The following is a 17417-nucleotide window of genomic DNA, read 5'->3' as shown; positions in this document are numbered from 1 at the left end:
TTTTCTCAAGCTGTCTTTTTTATTTCTATACCAGCATACTTTTCATACCACTACCTAATTTTATTGTTACGTTTGTTATAGCACTTTTTCAATCTGAAAACCCATGTCTTGCATGAGTTCAGCTTTATCAAACGGCGCAAGGCTTGCGCGTGTGTAAGGCTTGTCTTTAAGATAAGTTCTTGCCACGCGCTGTAAATCATCAAGGCTGACCGCCAAGATTTTGGCACGCATCGCCTGTTGCCACTCTTTGCCACGACCATGTAACTCAGCAAACAGCGCCTTGACCGCTTCACCCGCCGGGCTTGCGGGTTTGTCCATGCCTGCCATCAATCCTAAAATCGCTTCTTCAATCCAAGCATCGGTTTTTTCGCCTGTAGTTTGCGCGAGTAACCAATCAATACTACCCAAAAAATCATCAAACGTGGCTTGGTCACGTGGGTCACGGTAGCTATAAAACTTGAAAGAGCAAGCATTGCTATCATAGCTCGCGCCACCGCCGTACGCGCCGCCTTGCTCACGAATGGTACGATGCAGATAGTTGTTGCGTAGCACGCTTGAGAGCACCATCAAGGCAGGGGCATCGGGATGGTTGGTCGGCACGGCATCAAAGACAAGCGCATGATGAAACACATTGGTTTGCGCAAGCCACGCGATATCGCGACCGTCAGTGGTAATGGGCGATTCGATTAAGGTAGTGGTAGGCTCGTCAACAGGCGCTTGCCAGCTCTCGCTAATCGCTTGCTGCAGCGTCGGTAATATCTCTGCTTCGGCGATGATGAGCGCTTGTTTTGGTAGGGCTTTGATGTAGCTATGTAAACTGGCTAAGCGCTCTCCCAGCTTTTGCCACGCACTGCTATCTTGCTCCGCTTGCTGCAAAAATTCAGTTAAGCTATTTAATGCAGGCAAACCACCGCGTACATATTCAAGACGGGCGATTTTACTGGTGTTACGGCTCGCTGTTTGCATGGCATACGCATGACCTGCATTGGCAAGGCGCGATTGCCAGCCCATTTGTTTTTGGGTCAGTAGCTCTTCCATCCGCGCATATTCAGTAAAAATAGTGTCGTTGAGCACTTCTTTAAGCAGCTCAATCGCTTCAAATTTACGTGACAATGAGCGGGTAGCGACCACCAAGAAGCTATCCATTTTTTCGGGGTTGTCTGGCGATGTGCGCTGGCTGATTCTGACAGTCACACCGCTTGAATGGCGTGCTTGCCGCGCTTGAAATGCCAAGGCATCGTGTTTGCGCGTGCCCACTTCGCTGATCAAGCTCAGATACGTTGGTAAATCTGGGTGATTGATGAGCGCTTCATGACCGGCTAGGGGCATAATCACTTGATAATAATACAGACCATTGGTGCCTGCTTCATATTCATACAACGTACTTGGCACACCACTTAAAATGATATCGCGTTTTGTACCTGTTTTAAATTGAATTTGGGCAGGAATATCCGCCAATCCCACTTTGGGTAGCAAATCCACATCATCAGGCGTAGCTTGGCGTTCGGCAAGGGCTTTGGCTTGGCTGATGAGCGCATTACGGGTGTCATCGGTCAGTGCCGCTTCAATGGTATCAAGTTTGGCTTGCTCATCCTTGGCTTGTTGCTCAGATTTGCTCGCATCAGGGATGAGTGTCAAACGCACGCGATGCGGATTGTCGAGCAAAAAGCGGCGAATCAAATCGGCGATAAAATCAGGGTTTTGTACTTGCTCACGTAGCCAGTTTAGGTTTTCATCGATATCCCACACATGCATGGGGTCGCCGTCGTGGATAGCAGTACTAAAGCCTTCTAGCATCAAATTTAGACCATATGGCATACTATCGCCACCGATATGGCGTTGGTCGATTTCGATTTGGTGCAAAATGGTTTCAATCGCTTCACTGTCCACAGGCTGGTTCGCCACTTGTTTGAGTAAGTCCAAAATCCCTTGCTCAATGGCATCGCCATGCTCAGGCTCAGAGCCACGCACACCCGCATAAAACACCATCTGATAATGGCTGTCATCCAAGCCCAGTAGCGGCGTTGGGGCAGATGCCAGCGGATGGCTATCAAGATACGCCCGCAGCGGCGAACCTGCATGTTCAACCAATACGCCTTCAAGTAATCGCATAGCCAGACGCTGCTTGCCGTCTAAAATCGATGGTAATAACCATGCCATGACGTGATGGGTTTGTTTGGGTTTCACCGTGTCGACACTGTAAGTGTCCGTCACGCTGATTGGCGCGGTCAATGATTTTTCGAGTCGTGAGGCGTGTTTTTGCCCTTTAGCAAACGCTTTGCCTGCCACCGCCAATGCATCCTCATGGATACGGGCTTGGGTCTCTGCCACCGGAATATTGCCAAAGCTCATCACCACTGCATTGCTTGGGTGATAGTGACTTTGATGAAACTTGACCAAATCAGCGTGAGTCAGCTCGGTAATGGCAGCGGGCTCACCACCAGAATTGTAGTGATAAGTGGTTGTGGGGAATAAATGACGCGCCAGCGTATGATACAACTGGTCAATCTCGCCACTCATCGCGCCTTTCATCTCGTTGAACACAATGCCTTTATACTGCGGTTTGCCGTCATCATCAAGCTCCACTCGAATCCCTTCTTGGGCAAAATCGAGCGGATTTAAACTTGGGAAAAATGTCGCATCTAAATACACCGACAACAAGTTAAAATAATCTTGACGGTTTTGGGTGGCAAACGGATACGCCGTCCAATCTGCCGCAGTAAACGCATTCATAAAAGTATTGAGCGAGCGCTTAATCATGCTAAAAAACGGGTCGCGCACGGGATATTTTTCAGAGCCACACAGACTAGTATGCTCTAAAATATGTGCTTCACCGCGGTCGGTCATCGGCTGGGTGCGAAAACCAATCATAAAGGCATTTTCATCACTCGGGTGGGCAAGATGATAATGAATCAACCCAGTGGCGTTATGTTCGCTCACCAGCACATCAAGCGATAGCGCATCGATGCGCTCATGAGAGCGCAGAGTAAAATCAGGGTGTAGGGTCAAATCTAAAGCAGAGTCGTGAGAGGTTGTGGGCATGAAGTTACCTGTGTGTCATAATAATATTTGTCAGAATTTATCAGCAAAACCAACTGTAAAAACAAACAGAAAGTATAGCAGTTTTGTCGGATTTATTTTGAGTTAAATGGGGTCAAAACCTGCTTTATAAAGGCAAAAAAACACAGATACCACAGATAACACAGCGCCAATCATTTGCCCGTGTCAGCCAATTTTCAGATATTAACTTTGACGGTTTTAATTTACAATGACACCACATTGAATTTAACTTTTCTATTTTTTCCAAAATCGTTAAAAAGGAACCACAATGGCAAAAATCGTCGCCATCGGCAACGCGTTAGTTGACAGTGAATTTGTCGTCACCGATGCACAGCTTAACGCCACAGGCCTGACCAAAGGCAATATGACCCTAGCCAGTCACAGTGAGCAAGCTAACCTCATCGCCTCGCTCAACACGCAAAACATCACCGCGACCAAACAAGCCGGCGGCGGCTCGGCTGCCAACAGTATCTATGCCGCCGCAAGCCTTGGTAGCGATACTTTTTACGCTTGCCGTGTCGGTGAAGACGAGGCAGGGCGTTTTTATTTGGCGGATTTAAATGCCGCAGGTATCAAGACATCTACCAAGTCATTTGCTGATGGTACTACAGGCAGTTGTATGGTGATGGTGACCCCAGATGGCGAGCGCACCATGCAAACGCATTTGGGCACTTCAGCCGAAATCAGCGAAACCGATATCGAGTTTGATGCGCTCAATGATGCTGATTGGTTATACCTTGAAGGTTATCTTGCCATGTCACCCTCGGTACAACAGGCGATTGCCCAGCTAAAACAACAAGCCAAAGACAAAGGGGCTAAAATCGCGGTCAGTTTTGCCGACCCTGCAGTGGTCAAGTTTGGTCGTGAAGGACTTGATGCCATGCTAGAAGGTGGCGTGGATGCGGTTTTTTGTAACTGTGATGAAGCGCAGCTATTTACCAACCAAACCAGTCACTCGCAAGCGGCAGCAGCGTTATTGTCAGTTGCCAATATGGCAGTGGTGACCAATGGCGCGGCAGGGTCAATCATTGCGGTAAGGGACAATGTTTCACGTGAAACAAAATTGATTGACGTGGCATCGCTACCCGTTGACCAAGTGCTAGATACCAATGGCGCAGGGGATAATTTTGCGGGCAGTTTTTTATACGCGCTATCGCACGGTCATGCGTTGGCAGATTGTGGCAAATTAGCCAGTAGCGTCGCAAGCCAAATCATTCAGCAATTCGGACCCCGTCTCAAACCGGCGCAATACCAAGCGATTTTACAATCAACCTTAACATAGCGCATGGCTAATCAGGCGGATTTTGATAACCTATTTTGACAATCTAATAAAAAAGCCCTAGTTTTAGCTAGGGCTTGTACTGATAAAGCTAATCAATTAAGCAGTTTCGTTGAACAGCTCACGACCAATCAGCATGCGCCGTACCTCGCTGGTACCTGCGCCAATCTCATATAGCTTAGCATCACGCCAAATACGACCCAGTGGGTATTCATTGGTATAGCCATTGCCGCCAAAGATTTGGATACCTTCTCCTGCCATCCAAGTAGCTTTTTCCGCTGTCCACAAAATCACGCTGGCGCAGTCTTTACGTACTTGGCGCACATGGTCTGAGCCTAGCATATCTAAGTTTTTGCCCACGGTGTAAAGAAAGCTGCGCCCTGCCTGTAAGGTGGTGTACATGTCCGCCACTTTACCTTGAATCAACTGAAATTCACCGATGGCTTGACCAAATTGCTTGCGGTCGTGGATGTAGGGAATGACGTTGTCCATCACCGCTTGCATCAGCCCGATGGGACCTGCGGCAAGTACCGCACGCTCGTAGTCCAAGCCACTCATCAATACTTTAACGCCGTTGTTAAGACCGCCCAAAATGTTGTCGCTTGGCACTTCGACATTGTCAAACACCATCTCGCCTGTGTGACTGCCGCGCATACCGAGTTTGTCAAGTTTTTGCGCAGTATAAAAGCCTTTCATACCTTTTTCTACCAAAAACGCAGTGATGCCTTTTGCCCCAAGCTCTGGGTTGGTTTTGGCGTACACCACCATCACATCGGCATCAGGTCCATTGGTAATCCACATTTTTGAGCCGTTTAATACATATACGCCACCTTTGTCTTCGGCACGTAGTTTCATGCTGGTCACGTCTGAGCCGGCACCGGGCTCACTCATCGCCAAGGCACCAATGAATTCACCGCTGATGAGTTTTGGCAAGTATTTTTGTTTTTGGGCGTCTGTACCGTTGCGTTTGATTTGGTTGATACATAAGTTGGAGTGCGCGCCATAGCTTAGCGCCACTGAGCCTGATGCGCGGCTGATTTCTTCCATGGCGACCATGTGCGCCACATAGCCCATGTCCACGCCGCCGTAAGTTTCGGGTACGGTAATGCCATGCAGCCCAAGCTCGCCCATTTTTTGCCACAAGTCCATCGGGAATTGGTCGGTGCGGTCAAGCTCGGCAGCACGTGGGACGATTTCGGCATCGGCAAAGGCTTTGACGGTTTCGCGTAGAGCGTTGATGTCATCGCCAAGTTGGTAATCGAGTCCTAGATTCATGGTTAAGTTCCTTTTATTAAAGTTTAAAAAATTACGCTTTTAATCACCACCTACTTCAAGTAGGTGAATAATACTTTCGAGCCATGATGTGGGTACTGGAAAAAAGCTGTTACTAACTAAGTGTACTTGTCTTATCAAGCCTTTGCCTGATAATAAATAGCAGGTTGATATAAAATCTTCATAACTGATATGCAATTTATTAGTAATTCTTATAGCATTATTACTATCTTCGACCTTATTTTGTTCAATATAATCTTTATAAATTTCTATTAAAAGTACTATGGAGTCTTCAGAGAGGGTAGAAATAATATCTACTAATTCTGAATATTTCTCACTTCTGTTATAAAATTCACTATCAGAAAGACCATTGATATAAATATTTAATAGATAATCTATTTTGGCTTGTCTAGTAGCGGTATTTATAGCTGCTAGCACTTTAAGGGTATAGCCTATAAACTCATTACTTTGAACTAGGTCATCATCAAGATTAATTTGAGAATTTTTTAACTTCTCTACTAATTTATCAGCAATAAGCTTATTTCGCGTCCTTATCGCAGAACTAAACACCCCGAAAGAAATTTTACCCAACCAGCTATCTAACATTTCGTCAAAAAATATTTTAACAACTTCTTGTGATGTGTTTTTTGCTAGTTCCAAGTTTGCATTATTAGCCATTTTTGCTGTAATCCTAGCCAATACGTTTATTTAAAATCGCTGTTGCCACCTTTGAGCCATTTTGTCTGCCCAAAAACGCGCTAATTTTTTGTCCGACATCAACCAGTTTGTCGAGGTCAATGCCCGTTTCAATACCCATGCCATGTAGCAGATATACCACATCTTCAGTGGCAACATTGCCGGTTGCGCCTTTGGCATACGGACAGCCGCCAAGCCCTGCCACCGAGGTATCAAACTGCCATACACCCATTTGTAATGCCGCTAAGGTATTGCTAAGCGCTTGACCATAGGTGTCATGAAAATGTCCAGAGATATTGTCAATATCAATATAACGCAAGGCAGCATCCAACGCTTTTTGCACCTTGATAGGTGTGCCCACGCCGATGGTGTCTGCAATGCCAATATGTTCAGCGCCAATGGCAACGAGTTTTTCTGTCACATAGGCGACTTTATCGGCTGAAATATCTCCTTCATACGGGCAGCCCACGGTACAAGAGATGACACCGCGCACCTTGATACCATGCGCTTTGGCGGCGTCAGCCACCGGGGCAAATCGCTCGATACTCTCAGCGATGCTACAGTTGATATTTTTTTGGCTAAAAGCTTCACTCGCTGAGCCAAAAATCACCACTTCATAATTGGCAAATTGGTCACGGTGGGCAAGGGCGGCATCAAAGCCTTTCATATTGGGTGTGAGCACCGAATATACCACGTCATCGCGTTTGCTAATGCCATTTAATACGGCATCATTGTCTGCCATTTGTGGTACCCAATTTGGCGACACAAAGCTAGTGGCTTCAAGCTTGCGCACCCCTGCATCAATCAAGCCGTTAATCAACTCAATTTTGACGTCGCTGGGTACGGTTTGTTTTTCGTTTTGTAGTCCATCTCTTGCGCCCACGTCAATGATTTTGACAAAGTTTGGATAGTTCATGATTGGCTGCCCGTATCAAGTTTTAATAGCTCATCGCCATCGGATACCAAATCCCCTGCTTTGAACAGCAACTCTGCCACAGTGCCATCAGCAGGGGCATTGATGGTATGCTCAATTTTCATCGCTTCAATCACTGCTAGGGCTTGCCCTTTTTTCACTTCATCGCCCACATTCACCCGAAACGCCACCACTTGACCTGGCATGGGCGATTTTAGGCTGCCGCCATCTTGGGCTTCCTCGCCCACATGCGCCATGCTATCCACCAAGGTGATGACATCGCTGGCATGATTTGAGAACACATATACTTGCTCATTGTGTCGCCAAGCCTGCATCTGTTGGCGCTTACCGGCTGTTTCTCCGTCACTTAGCCATAGCGTGAAGGTATCATCGGCAGTGGGCAAATAACGAACATCGCCTTGATAGATGGGCGTGACAACGTCCGCGCCTTGTTTTTCTGCTTTGGCAATGGTGTTAATCGTTAGATGAAATGCTTGTTCCTTGGCTTGCTCGTTAATTTGGCTGATAACCGCCCGCAATGGCTTATCGTGATACACCAAATCAAACGGACGCTCATAGTGGCTATACGCGCGCCATGCGTCAGTTTTGCTAAAGGGGTCGTGGTTTTGGGTTTGCGCTTCTTGGGCAAGCTCTTTGACAATCGCGGTGGCTACTAGCCAAGGTAACTCACCACGCTGCTGCCCAAACAGTACGTCTTTTTCACGTTCAATCAATGCAGTGTCAAGATTAGCATACTTGAACGAATCTGATTGCACCACGTGACGCAGAAACGCCACGTTGTTGGGCAGACCGACAATACGGGTTTCTGCTAAGGCTTTGTCTAGTTTGGCAAGCGCCTGCTCACGGGTTGGCGCATGGACGATGAGTTTGGCAATCATCGAGTCATAGTAAGGACTAATGACATCGCCTTCGCGTACACCATCATCCACGCGCACATCTGACACACTAAACTCGCTGTGAGTTGGCGTGCGGTAAACGTTTAGCGTACCTGTGGCGGGCAAGAAGTTGTTGTCTGGGTTTTCAGCATTGATACGCGCTTCAATCGCATGACCGTTGATGGTCAAGTCTGCTTGTTGTTTTGGTAACGGCTCGCCGCTAGCAACACGCAGTTGCCACTCGACCAGGTCAGTACCGGTAATGGCTTCGGTGACGGGGTGTTCTACTTGCAGGCGGGTGTTCATTTCCATAAAGTAGAAATTCATGCCGCCAAATTTATCTTCGGGTGAACACTCACGTTGCTCTACGATAAATTCAACCGTACCCGCCCCCACATAATTGACCGCTTTTGCCGCCGCGATCGCCGCCGCACCCATCGCCTCCCGCATTGCCACGCTGACATCGGGGGCAGGGGCTTCTTCGAGCACTTTTTGGTGGCGGCGCTGTACCGAGCAATCACGCTCAAATAAATACACATAGTTGCCATGGCTGTCGCCAAAGACTTGAATTTCAATATGGCGCGGACGCAGGGCGTATTTTTCGATCAATACGCTGTCATTGCCAAAGCTGCTAATGGCTTCACGTTGACATGAGCCTAGTGCATCAATAAAATCTTCGGTTTTTTCAACTAACCGCATCCCTTTGCCACCACCACCAGAACTGGCTTTGATTAGCACAGGGTAGCCAATTTTGTCGGCCTCGCTATGTAAAAAATCAGGGTCTTGGTTGGTGCCATGATACCCTGGAATGAGTGGTACATTGGCAGCTTCCATCAAGCGTTTGGATTCGGCTTTAAGCCCCATCGCGGTGATGGCAGACGCTGGGGGGCCAATGAACACCAAACCCGCATCCACGCACGCTTGGGCAAATTCGTCGTTTTCACTCAAAAACCCGTAGCCTGGGTGAATCGCTTGTGCGCCTGTCTGTTTGGCAGCCTCCAAGATACGCTCCCAACGCAGGTAGCTGTCTTTGGGCGCAGAACCGCCTATATAAATGGCTTCATCACACACGGCTACGTGCTTGGCAAAGCGGTCAGCGTCTGAGTATACCGCAACGGTACGCACGCCCAATTTTTTGGCGGTGGCTGCCACGCGGCAAGCAATCTCACCCCGGTTGGCTATTAAGATTTTTGAAAACATAATCGTCCCTTTTTATTTTTTCAAGACCGCATCACCGCGAATCTAACTTGGCATACTTATAAAATTTGGCTTATAAAATCCAGCTTTTTATCTCAGTTATTTTACCTGCGTCATTTAAGCCAGCTTGGTTTACGTTTTTGCAAGAATGACTGTACGCCTTCTTTACCTTCATTAGATGCGCGGATATCAGCAATGCCTGCAACGGTATCTTTGATTAACTGCTCATTAATCTCGGCATACGCCACATCCTGCACCAGTTTTTTACACACCTTGACAGCATTTGGGCTGGCGTTAACCAAGTGTTTGACCAAGTTATCGAGGCTTTGTGTAAACTCTTCTTCATCCACCCGCTCATGGATAAAACCGATTTTTTTGGCTTCTTTGGCATCAAATACTTCAGCGGTTAAGAAGTACCGATGCGCGGCTCTTGCACCCATCGCACGAATCACATACGGGCTAATGGTCGCAGGAATCAAGCCAAGTTTGACCTCACTTAAGCAAAAATTGGCGTTTTTTACGCTAATGGCGATATCACAAGCGGCGACTAGACCCATACCACCGGCATATACATCGCCTTGAATGGCAGCGACAGTCGGTTTTGGACAGTGGTAGATGGTGGCTAGCATTTGCGCAAGCTTGCCTGCGTCTGCTAAGTTTTCATCGTGGCTATAATCCGCCATCGCGCGCATCCAGTTTAGGTCTGCCCCGGCACAGAAGGCTTTGCCATTGGCAGTCAATACCACCGCACGCACTTCGTCTTGCTCAGCGCAAAATTGAAACACATCGGTCAGTTCTTGGATGACATCGTCATTAAAGGCATTGCGTTTGTCGGGGCGATTGAGGGTAATAGTCGCTACATGCTGGTCAATGTCTAACAGTAGGCTGTCATAAGTCGGTAATTTCATCGTGTTTTTCCTTTTTTTGTTGGGTAAAGTTGAAGCTTTTTTGATGCTTGCTCAATGGTGACAGAACAAACAACCAAGACTTCTGATTTTACACGCTGAAAATTACATTCTAAATACACCAAAGGTGGTGTCTTCAATCGGTGCGTTGTAAGCGGCACTTAAACCGAGTGCCAATACTTGTCGGGTATCAGCTGGGTCAATCACGCCATCATCCCACAGTCTAGCCGAGGCATAATACGGATGACCTTGCTCATCAAATTGCTGACGCACTGGCGCTTTGAACGCTTCTTCGTCCTCGCTTGACCAGTGCTCACCTTTGGCATGGTATTGGCTGCGTTTGACCGTTGCTAATACCGACGCGGCTTGCTCGCCACCCATCACCGAGATACGCGCATTTGGCCACATCCACAAGAAACGTGGACTGTACGCACGACCACACATACCGTAGTTACCCGCGCCGAATGAGCCGCCGACAATTACGGTAAACTTCGGCACTTTGGCATTGGCAACCGCCATCACCATTTTGGCACCATGACGGGCAATCCCTTCGTTTTCGTATTTGCGTCCGACCATAAAGCCTGTGATATTTTGCAAAAACACAAGCGGAATTTTACGTTTGCAGCATAGCTCGATAAAATGGGTGGCTTTTTGGGCTGATTCGCTAAATAAAATACCGTTGTTCGCGATAATACCCACTGGCATACCTTCAATATGCGCAAAACCACACACCAGCGTCGTGCCAAAACGGGCTTTAAACTCATCAAACTCACTGCCATCGACAATGCGAGCGATGACTTCACGGATATCAAATGGCTTACGGGTGTCAGTGGGGATGATACCGTACAATTCTTTGGCGTCGTATTTGGGTGGACGCGGGGTTTTTTGCGCGGTAGAGTGGTAGATGGGTTTTTTTTGTTGGTTTAAATTGCCGATGATGTTACGCGCCAGTGATAACGCGTGTAAATCGTTTTGGGCAAGGTGATCAACCACCCCTGACAGACGGGTATGTACATCGCCACCGCCTAAGTCTTCGGCGGTCACTTCTTCACCTGTGGCAGCTTTGACCAGTGGCGGTCCACCCAGAAAAATCGTCCCTTGATCTTTGACAATAATCGACTCGTCACTCATGGCGGGCACATAGGCACCACCTGCAGTACAGCTACCCATCACGACGGCGATTTGGGGAATGCCTTCGGCGCTCATATTGGCTTGATTAAAGAAGATACGACCAAAGTGGTCTTTATCTGGGAATACTTCATCTTGGTTGGGCAAGTTCGCGCCGCCAGAGTCCACCAAATAGATACATGGCAAGCGATTTTCTCGCGCGATTTCTTGCGCTCGTAAATGTTTTTTGACCGTCATCGGGTAGTAAGTGCCGCCTTTGACGGTGGCATCGTTACACACAATCATACAATCAATACCAGCGACACGACCAATGCCAGCAATCACGCCTGCGGCAGGGATATCGGCATCATACATGCCATACGCTGCCATCGGTGATACTTCCAAAAATGGCGTACCAGCATCTAGCAAGCGCTCGACACGTTCACGCGGCAATAGCTTACCCCGAGCTACATGTTTGGCGCGGGCAGACGCTGAACCGCCCTGAGCAATGACCGCAAGTTTGGCTTTGAGGTCATCAACGATAGTTTGCATGGCAGCGGCATTGGCTTGAAACTCCGCACCATTTGGGCTTAATTTACTTTGAATAACCGTCATTGTAAATCCTAATTCTGTCAAAGGGTGCAGCTAAATTGCTATCCGATGCCCTTTGTATTTATGTTAAGTTTTTGATGAAGTTGAAAATTTAGAGTCCCAATTCTTGTTTCATCGCTTCCACGATTTTGAATTTTTGAATTTTACCCGTAACGGTCATGGGGAACTCATCGACAAACTTCATGTAAGTCGGTACTTTATAGTGTGCAATATGATCTTTACAGAAATCACGGATGTCTTGTTCGGTTAAGTTGCTGTCTTTTTTGGGGATAATCCAAGCGGCAAGGACTTCACCAAATTTCTTGTCAGGTACGCCCACGATTTGGACGTCACGGATTTTTGGGTGGCGGTATAGGTAGTTTTCGATTTCAACAGGGTAAATGTTTTCACCACCGCGAATCACCATGTCTTTACTACGCCCGACGATTTTGACATAGCCTTCTTCGTCCATGGTTGCCAAGTCACCGGTATACATCCAGCCATCGACAATGGCTTCTGCCGTTTTATTGGTGTCATTCCAATAGCCGAGCATGATTGAGTAACCTTTGGTACACAGCTCGCCTGTCTCACCGATGCCAAGCGTTTCGCCTGTCTCTGGGTTGACGATTTTGACTTCTAGGTTTGGCTGTACCAGACCTACGGTTGAGACTTGTTTTTCAAGTGGCGTGTGCTGGTTGGTTTGACAAGATACCGGTGATGTTTCGGTCATGCCATAGGCAATGGTGACTTCTTTCATGTGCATTTGGTCAATCACGCGGCGCATGACCTCAATCGGACAGCTTGAGCCTGCCATGATGCCGGTACGCAAAGTCGATAAGTCATAATTGGCAAAGTCTGGGTGGTCAAGCTCGGCGATAAACATGGTCGGTACCCCATGCAGACCTGTACATTGTTCGTTTTGCACGGTTTCAAGTACGGTGATGGGGTCAAAGCCATCATTGGGATACACAATCGTGCCACCGTGGGTCAAAATGGCAAGGTTGCCCAGTACCATTCCAAAGCAGTGGTAGAGCGGGACAGGGATACACAGACGGTCATCGGCAGAGAGGTTCATGGCTTCACCGATGAAATAACCGTTGTTTAAAATATTGCGGTGGGTAAGCGTCGCGCCTTTGGGCGTGCCTGTGGTGCCACTGGTAAATTGGATATTAATGGGGTTATTGGGGTTGAGCTTTTTGGCACGTTCCGCCACTGCCGGGTCATCGGCATCGCCTTCGGCAATCCACGCTGAGAATTTTTGCATATAGCTAAAATCCTCAGTGGACTCTGGGCTGTCAATCCAGATGACCCGTTTGAGATTGGGTAATTGCACGAGCTCTAAATTTTGGTAGCTTTGGTGACGCGCTTCAGGTGCAAGCTCTTGCAGCATCACCGCGTAGTCGCTAGATCTGAAGTGACGCATCAATACCAGCACTTGGCAGTCGACTTTGTTGATGGCATATTCAAGCTCAAAGATACGATACGCGGGGTTGATGTTAACCAGTATGATACCGGCTTTGGCAGTCGCCAATTGCATGATGACCCATTCAACGTTGTTGTGTGACCAAATACCCACGCGATCACCTTTTTGCAGACCCATACGAATCATGCTGCTGGCTAGCTGATTGACTTTACGCTGTAGTTCGCGGTAGGTGAGACGAATGTTTTGGTGAGCAGAAACTAAGGCTTCTTTATCGGGGTTTTGTTCCACCATCTGATCAAAAAAATCACCAATGGTCAATTCTATCAGTGGCGTGACCGGTCCTTTATCATAGCTTTGGGTGAGTGGGGCGTTGGCAGATTTCGCACCCATTACGATGCGTGGCAGGGTTAGCACGTCTTTGGTCATGGTAGCATCCTTACTATCGTGTTTTTTATCGTGTTTTTCTATCGTTTTTTTGGGGGTGTTTACTAAGGGTTTATACGAAAGCTAGTGAAAACTTCGTGCTTACCTGAGTAAAAATTTTTACCCACTGATTAATACCCAAGTATTCCTTGACTTAAAGTATTGTTATAACAATTATTTTAATTCATTTTTTTAAAATTTTACTGTGTTTAATCATCAATATGTGACATATTAATCAATAAATTATGGACTTGTCAATCTAAAACGAGACAATCTTTATCGAAATAAAAATTATCTTTAGGCTAAAAAAATATTCAATAAGTATTCAATGACACTTACTGCACCTAAGCCACTGATTTGGCTCACCATAAAAAAACCCATCTCACTATGAAAGATGGGTTCTATACTCAACAGGGTAAAAAATGGAATAAATTATTTTTCGCTATAGAGTTTAATGCCGGTAGCAAATGGGCATTGTTTCAAGCGAGCGGCTTGTAGCATCGCATCACGTTGTCCCATAGCAATCGATAGATTATGACGGTTGCCGCCATTGATTGAGCCTAAGCCGACACTCACAGTAGGATAAATACCATGGCGATTGCCCGATACGCCAATCCCAATGCCTGAAGCCTGCAAACCTGTGCGCTGATTGGCATTGGCATCAATGTATTGATTGACGCGCGTGTATTCATTGGCAAGCGCAACACAGTCATAGCTTTGGTAATTGTTGGCGGATACGTATTCAGGGGTAGGCGTGGTCATACACCCTGTCAAACCTGCCGTAGTGGCAGCCGCTAAAAGTATTGAGATAGCTAATTTTTTCATCATCCTACTCCCTTATGTTTACTGCTGCAGCCTTAAAATAGGTTGAGCGGTTTAACAAATGCCAGCGTCAAAATACCCATATAGGCAATAAAAGCAATCAACATACCTATTTTGGCTTGATTGGGCGTAGTCGTCTGCCGCGTGGCTTTGACAGTCGCTGAAATGGCAACAATGAGTAACACAATCTTGGCAATCAACCAATGCGGCACTATACCTGCGCCAAATAATGGCATCGCCGTCACCGCGCCTGTTAAAATCACCAAGGCATACATCACGTGTGCGCCGATTTTGGCAGATTTTGGCAAGCCTTGTCCTTTTGGTGCGGTAAATACCAATACGGCTTGCCACAAGAATAAGGCAATTAAAATTAATGCCATCAGCATATGTGCGTGTTTCATACATCAACCTTTTTTATAATAATATAGCGTAAATCAACTCAAGAGGTCTGTGGTTTTAGCTTATGTTGACACTCTTTTTTATCTGTATGTTACCCTGCGTTTTGTCCTGCGCAATTGGGACTTTCAGGAGATTGCCCAACCGCTTGCCATTCTGCTTGTGTATAAGCATGAATTGAAAACGCGTGAATTTGCCCACCGCCTTGTGATAGTAACGCATGGATCAGTCCATACACCAACTGATGACGCTGTACCAAGCGTTTGCCTGCAAATGCCTCACTGACAATGGTCAGTTTAAAATGGGTTTCTTTGCCTTCAAAATAGCCAGCATGGCGCATCGACTCGTTTTCTAGCTGATAAACACTGGGCTGTAACGTTTGCAAACGCGCTGTCACGGCATCGGCAATCGGGGTAGCAAGTTGACTCATGTCGTCCTCGGTTCACTGATTTTATTCATCGAAAATGGGTAGCCAATGACAAATCCAACTGGTCACTACTTACCGCATTTTAGCCATTTTAGCATAGTTTTAAGGCAGCCTAATCTATCAAATTGGTGCGACTGGCAAAAATAATCTTGTGTCAATACCACTCAAATTTTCTCTATCTTTGATAACTTACTAGCTTCTATGATTCACTTCGACCAATATAGCAAGGATAAAATACCCGCGGCAATTAACGGACCGACCGCCACCCCGCGAAACAATACCACCCCTGCTACTGTGCCAATCATCAGCCCCGTGACCACGTTGGGGTCAACTTTCATTAAATTCACCCCTCTTGCGCCCAGCCAAGTTACCAGCAATCCCACGGCGATGGCCAATAATGAGCGCCAACTGGCAAAAGAGGTCATCAAGGCTTTGCTACTGACTTGCTCGGAGGCGATGGGCGCAATGACGGCAATGGTAAGCAGCAAAATACCTAAGTTGAGTCCATATTGCTGGATATAAGAAAAGATAGGTTGGTTGTGGGGTAAAAATTTGATGATAATCAGCGCAGTCGCACTGACCCAAATCGTGGGATTGTGCACAAAAATACCGCAGCCCAAAATGACGAACAAGACTAGCAAATTAATATCAAGCTGATTCATGAATTTACTCTATAACTGTGACCAAACGCTTATTATGCCACTGACAATGTCGCTGTGCTGTTGAGATATTTAAAAAACTTCAATCAATCGGTTTTTTGACAACTTGTTAGGCTGGCTAGCTTGTTGGGTAAAGTGAGGGGCTATGGATTATTAGAGATCAGCAAATTTTTAATCAACCCGTTATTTTGATCACTAAATTTCCTCACTAAAAAAGCCAATATCAACTGAATATTGGCTTATGACATACGAAGTTAAAATTAACGGTAACGGCTTTGTTGGTACAATGGCATCACCCGTGGTAGTAATGATTGAATGGTGGCAATACGTGTTGAGCTCACAGGGTGGGTACTTAAAAACTGAGGTGGCTCGCCGCGACCGCCCGCACTCTGCATTTTACGCCATAGGCTAACTGCTGCATTAGGGTCGTAACCTGCCCGTGACATCAACTCTAGCCCCATCAAATCCGCTTCCGTTTCTTGGGTACGGCTATTGGGACGGGAAATACCCAAATCCCCAGCCAAGCCTGCTAACTGTGCCTGACCTTGAGATAAGCCTAAGACGCTCGCGGCAATACCAATCCCTGTTTGGGTCGCTACGTCACGCGATAGGCGCTCACGGGTATGCTCACGCAATGCATGCGCCATCTCATGACCCATGATGGCAGCAATCTCAGCATCGGTTAGACTCAAGCGATCGATAATACCTGAGTAAAAGACAATTTTACCACCGGGTAATACATGCGCATTGAGCTCATTACTCTTAATGACATGCACTTCCCAAGGCCATTGTCTTGCATCGTTGCGATAGGCACCTGTCTGTGCAATCAAACGCTGAGAAATTCTCTTTAAACGTGCCAACTGAGCCAGATTGGTATCAAGCAGACCTTTGGCACGGGCGGCGGCAATTTCTTGTTGAAAAGCTTGATTAGAAAGTTGTTGCACTTGTTGGTCGGATACTACCAACAACTGATTGCGGTCAACGCCAATCGCACCCGTGTCAGTGGTGGTTGAGCAACCGGTGGCACCTACCGCAATGACCGATGCCGCCAGACTTGACATCATGAGTTTTTTTGAAATTTTCATCTTATCGTTATCTCCAAATACAGCAAAAAGGACTAAGAGAAATAGGAAGGTTTAGACGCATTATAGCGAAGTCATTAAAAAACAGTTTGCTGAGATTTGCAGTAATTGCGTAACGATAGATACATAGTGTGTTTCAGAGTGTGATAAAACAAGCTAATAATTATGAGTAAAAAGGAAAAAATTAATAAGACAATAATGATTTAAAAAAAACGGCTGTGGTCTAAAAAGTATGCTCACTAGACCCAGCCATAATTGACGTAGTGAAA

14 protein-coding genes are annotated in these 17417 nt (G+C 46.7%); 1 reads left to right on the top strand and 13 read right to left on the bottom strand.

Annotation, left to right across the window (positions count from 1 at the left end; translation table 11 throughout):
• Positions 1 to 75 precede the first annotated feature (75 nt).
• Positions 76 to 3042: an insulinase family protein gene (locus RT034_RS10735; RefSeq protein WP_313016549.1), complete on the bottom strand. Its 2967-nt coding sequence runs from the start codon at positions 3040 to 3042 to the stop codon at positions 76 to 78.
• Positions 3043 to 3328: 286 nt separating this feature from the next.
• Here RT034_RS10735 and RT034_RS10730 point away from each other — a divergent pair, with 286 nt between their 5' ends.
• Positions 3329 to 4342 (top strand): adenosine kinase, encoded by a 1014-nt coding sequence (locus RT034_RS10730; protein ID WP_313016547.1) that lies wholly within the window; start codon positions 3329 to 3331, stop codon positions 4340 to 4342.
• 96 nt (positions 4343 to 4438) lie between these two features.
• Here RT034_RS10730 and RT034_RS10725 read toward each other — a convergent pair whose 3' ends face one another.
• The 12 genes from RT034_RS10725 to RT034_RS10670 all read right to left on the bottom strand — a co-directional run bounded on the left by RT034_RS10725 (position 4439) and on the right by RT034_RS10670 (position 17151).
• Positions 4439 to 5614, bottom strand: a complete 1176-nt coding sequence (locus tag RT034_RS10725; protein WP_312522897.1) for an isovaleryl-CoA dehydrogenase — start codon at positions 5612 to 5614, stop codon at positions 4439 to 4441.
• Between the two features lie 39 nt (positions 5615 to 5653).
• Positions 5654 to 6289 carry a hypothetical protein gene (locus RT034_RS10720; protein WP_313016546.1) on the bottom strand — a complete coding sequence of 212 codons (636 nt, stop codon included), beginning with the start codon at positions 6287 to 6289 and terminating at the stop codon, positions 5654 to 5656.
• 13 nt (positions 6290 to 6302) lie between these two features.
• Positions 6303 to 7223 carry a hydroxymethylglutaryl-CoA lyase gene (locus RT034_RS10715; protein ID WP_313016543.1) on the bottom strand — a complete coding sequence of 307 codons (921 nt, stop codon included), beginning with the start codon at positions 7221 to 7223 and terminating at the stop codon, positions 6303 to 6305.
• Positions 7220 to 9316 (bottom strand): acetyl/propionyl/methylcrotonyl-CoA carboxylase subunit alpha, encoded by a 2097-nt coding sequence (locus tag RT034_RS10710; protein ID WP_313016541.1) that lies wholly within the window; start codon positions 9314 to 9316, stop codon positions 7220 to 7222. The genes RT034_RS10715 and RT034_RS10710 overlap by 4 nt, the downstream gene beginning before the upstream one ends.
• A gap of 110 nt (positions 9317 to 9426) precedes the next feature.
• The gene (locus RT034_RS10705; RefSeq protein ID WP_313016539.1) at positions 9427 to 10221 is read right to left on the bottom strand and encodes an enoyl-CoA hydratase/isomerase family protein; all 795 of its coding nucleotides are present in this window, start codon (positions 10219 to 10221) and stop codon (positions 9427 to 9429) included.
• 102 nt (positions 10222 to 10323) lie between these two features.
• On the bottom strand, positions 10324 to 11940 hold the full coding sequence (locus tag RT034_RS10700) for a carboxyl transferase domain-containing protein (protein WP_313016537.1): 1617 nt from the start codon (positions 11938 to 11940) through the stop codon (positions 10324 to 10326).
• A gap of 88 nt (positions 11941 to 12028) precedes the next feature.
• On the bottom strand, positions 12029 to 13765 hold the full coding sequence (locus RT034_RS10695; RefSeq protein ID WP_313016535.1) for an AMP-binding protein: 1737 nt from the start codon (positions 13763 to 13765) through the stop codon (positions 12029 to 12031).
• Positions 13766 to 14194: 429 nt separating this feature from the next.
• Positions 14195 to 14590 (bottom strand): hypothetical protein, encoded by a 396-nt coding sequence (locus tag RT034_RS10690; protein ID WP_100270703.1) that lies wholly within the window; start codon positions 14588 to 14590, stop codon positions 14195 to 14197.
• A 29-nt stretch (positions 14591 to 14619) separates the two neighbouring features.
• The gene (locus tag RT034_RS10685) at positions 14620 to 14985 is read right to left on the bottom strand and encodes a SirB2 family protein (RefSeq protein WP_062333276.1); all 366 of its coding nucleotides are present in this window, start codon (positions 14983 to 14985) and stop codon (positions 14620 to 14622) included.
• Between the two features lie 89 nt (positions 14986 to 15074).
• Positions 15075 to 15410, bottom strand: coding sequence for a BolA family protein (locus tag RT034_RS10680; RefSeq protein ID WP_050325258.1), 336 nt, complete (start codon positions 15408 to 15410; stop codon positions 15075 to 15077).
• A gap of 203 nt (positions 15411 to 15613) precedes the next feature.
• Entirely contained in the window at positions 15614 to 16069 is a 456-nt protein-coding gene (locus RT034_RS10675; RefSeq protein ID WP_060996159.1) for a DUF441 domain-containing protein, read from the bottom strand.
• 257 nt (positions 16070 to 16326) lie between these two features.
• The gene (locus RT034_RS10670; RefSeq protein WP_409566379.1) at positions 16327 to 17151 is read right to left on the bottom strand and encodes a M48 family metallopeptidase; all 825 of its coding nucleotides are present in this window, start codon (positions 17149 to 17151) and stop codon (positions 16327 to 16329) included.
• Positions 17152 to 17417: the final 266 nt, after the last annotated feature.

The sequence above is a fragment of the Moraxella sp. CTOTU48841 genome, assembly GCF_032061225.1.
GTDB classification, from domain to species: Bacteria; Pseudomonadota; Gammaproteobacteria; order Pseudomonadales; family Moraxellaceae; genus Faucicola; species Faucicola cinerea.
The sequence above is the reverse complement of the archived record's forward strand: the minus strand, read 5'-3'. Positions and strand labels throughout refer to the sequence as shown.

What these genes read in the sequence shown, in the direction of transcription:
- RT034_RS10680 (WP_050325258.1), bottom strand. Translation starts at nt 15,410, where the DNA reads ATGAGTCAACTTGCTACCCCGATTGCCGATGCCGTGACAGCGCGTTTG.
- RT034_RS10715 (WP_313016543.1), bottom strand. Translation starts at nt 7,223, where the DNA reads ATGAACTATCCAAACTTTGTCAAAATCATTGACGTGGGCGCAAGAGAT.
- RT034_RS10735 (WP_313016549.1), bottom strand. Translation starts at nt 3,042, where the DNA reads ATGCCCACAACCTCTCACGACTCTGCTTTAGATTTGACCCTACACCCT.
- RT034_RS10690 (WP_100270703.1), bottom strand. Translation starts at nt 14,590, where the DNA reads ATGATGAAAAAATTAGCTATCTCAATACTTTTAGCGGCTGCCACTACG.
- RT034_RS10670 (WP_409566379.1), bottom strand. Translation starts at nt 17,151, where the DNA reads ATGAAAATTTCAAAAAAACTCATGATGTCAAGTCTGGCGGCATCGGTC.
- RT034_RS10695 (WP_313016535.1), bottom strand. Translation starts at nt 13,765, where the DNA reads ATGACCAAAGACGTGCTAACCCTGCCACGCATCGTAATGGGTGCGAAA.
- RT034_RS10705 (WP_313016539.1), bottom strand. Translation starts at nt 10,221, where the DNA reads ATGAAATTACCGACTTATGACAGCCTACTGTTAGACATTGACCAGCAT.
- RT034_RS10675 (WP_060996159.1), bottom strand. Translation starts at nt 16,069, where the DNA reads ATGAATCAGCTTGATATTAATTTGCTAGTCTTGTTCGTCATTTTGGGC.
- RT034_RS10730 (WP_313016547.1), top strand. Translation starts at nt 3,329, where the DNA reads ATGGCAAAAATCGTCGCCATCGGCAACGCGTTAGTTGACAGTGAATTT.
- RT034_RS10710 (WP_313016541.1), bottom strand. Translation starts at nt 9,316, where the DNA reads ATGTTTTCAAAAATCTTAATAGCCAACCGGGGTGAGATTGCTTGCCGC.
- RT034_RS10725 (WP_312522897.1), bottom strand. Translation starts at nt 5,614, where the DNA reads ATGAATCTAGGACTCGATTACCAACTTGGCGATGACATCAACGCTCTA.
- RT034_RS10720 (WP_313016546.1), bottom strand. Translation starts at nt 6,289, where the DNA reads ATGGCTAATAATGCAAACTTGGAACTAGCAAAAAACACATCACAAGAA.
- RT034_RS10700 (WP_313016537.1), bottom strand. Translation starts at nt 11,940, where the DNA reads ATGACGGTTATTCAAAGTAAATTAAGCCCAAATGGTGCGGAGTTTCAA.
- RT034_RS10685 (WP_062333276.1), bottom strand. Translation starts at nt 14,985, where the DNA reads ATGAAACACGCACATATGCTGATGGCATTAATTTTAATTGCCTTATTC.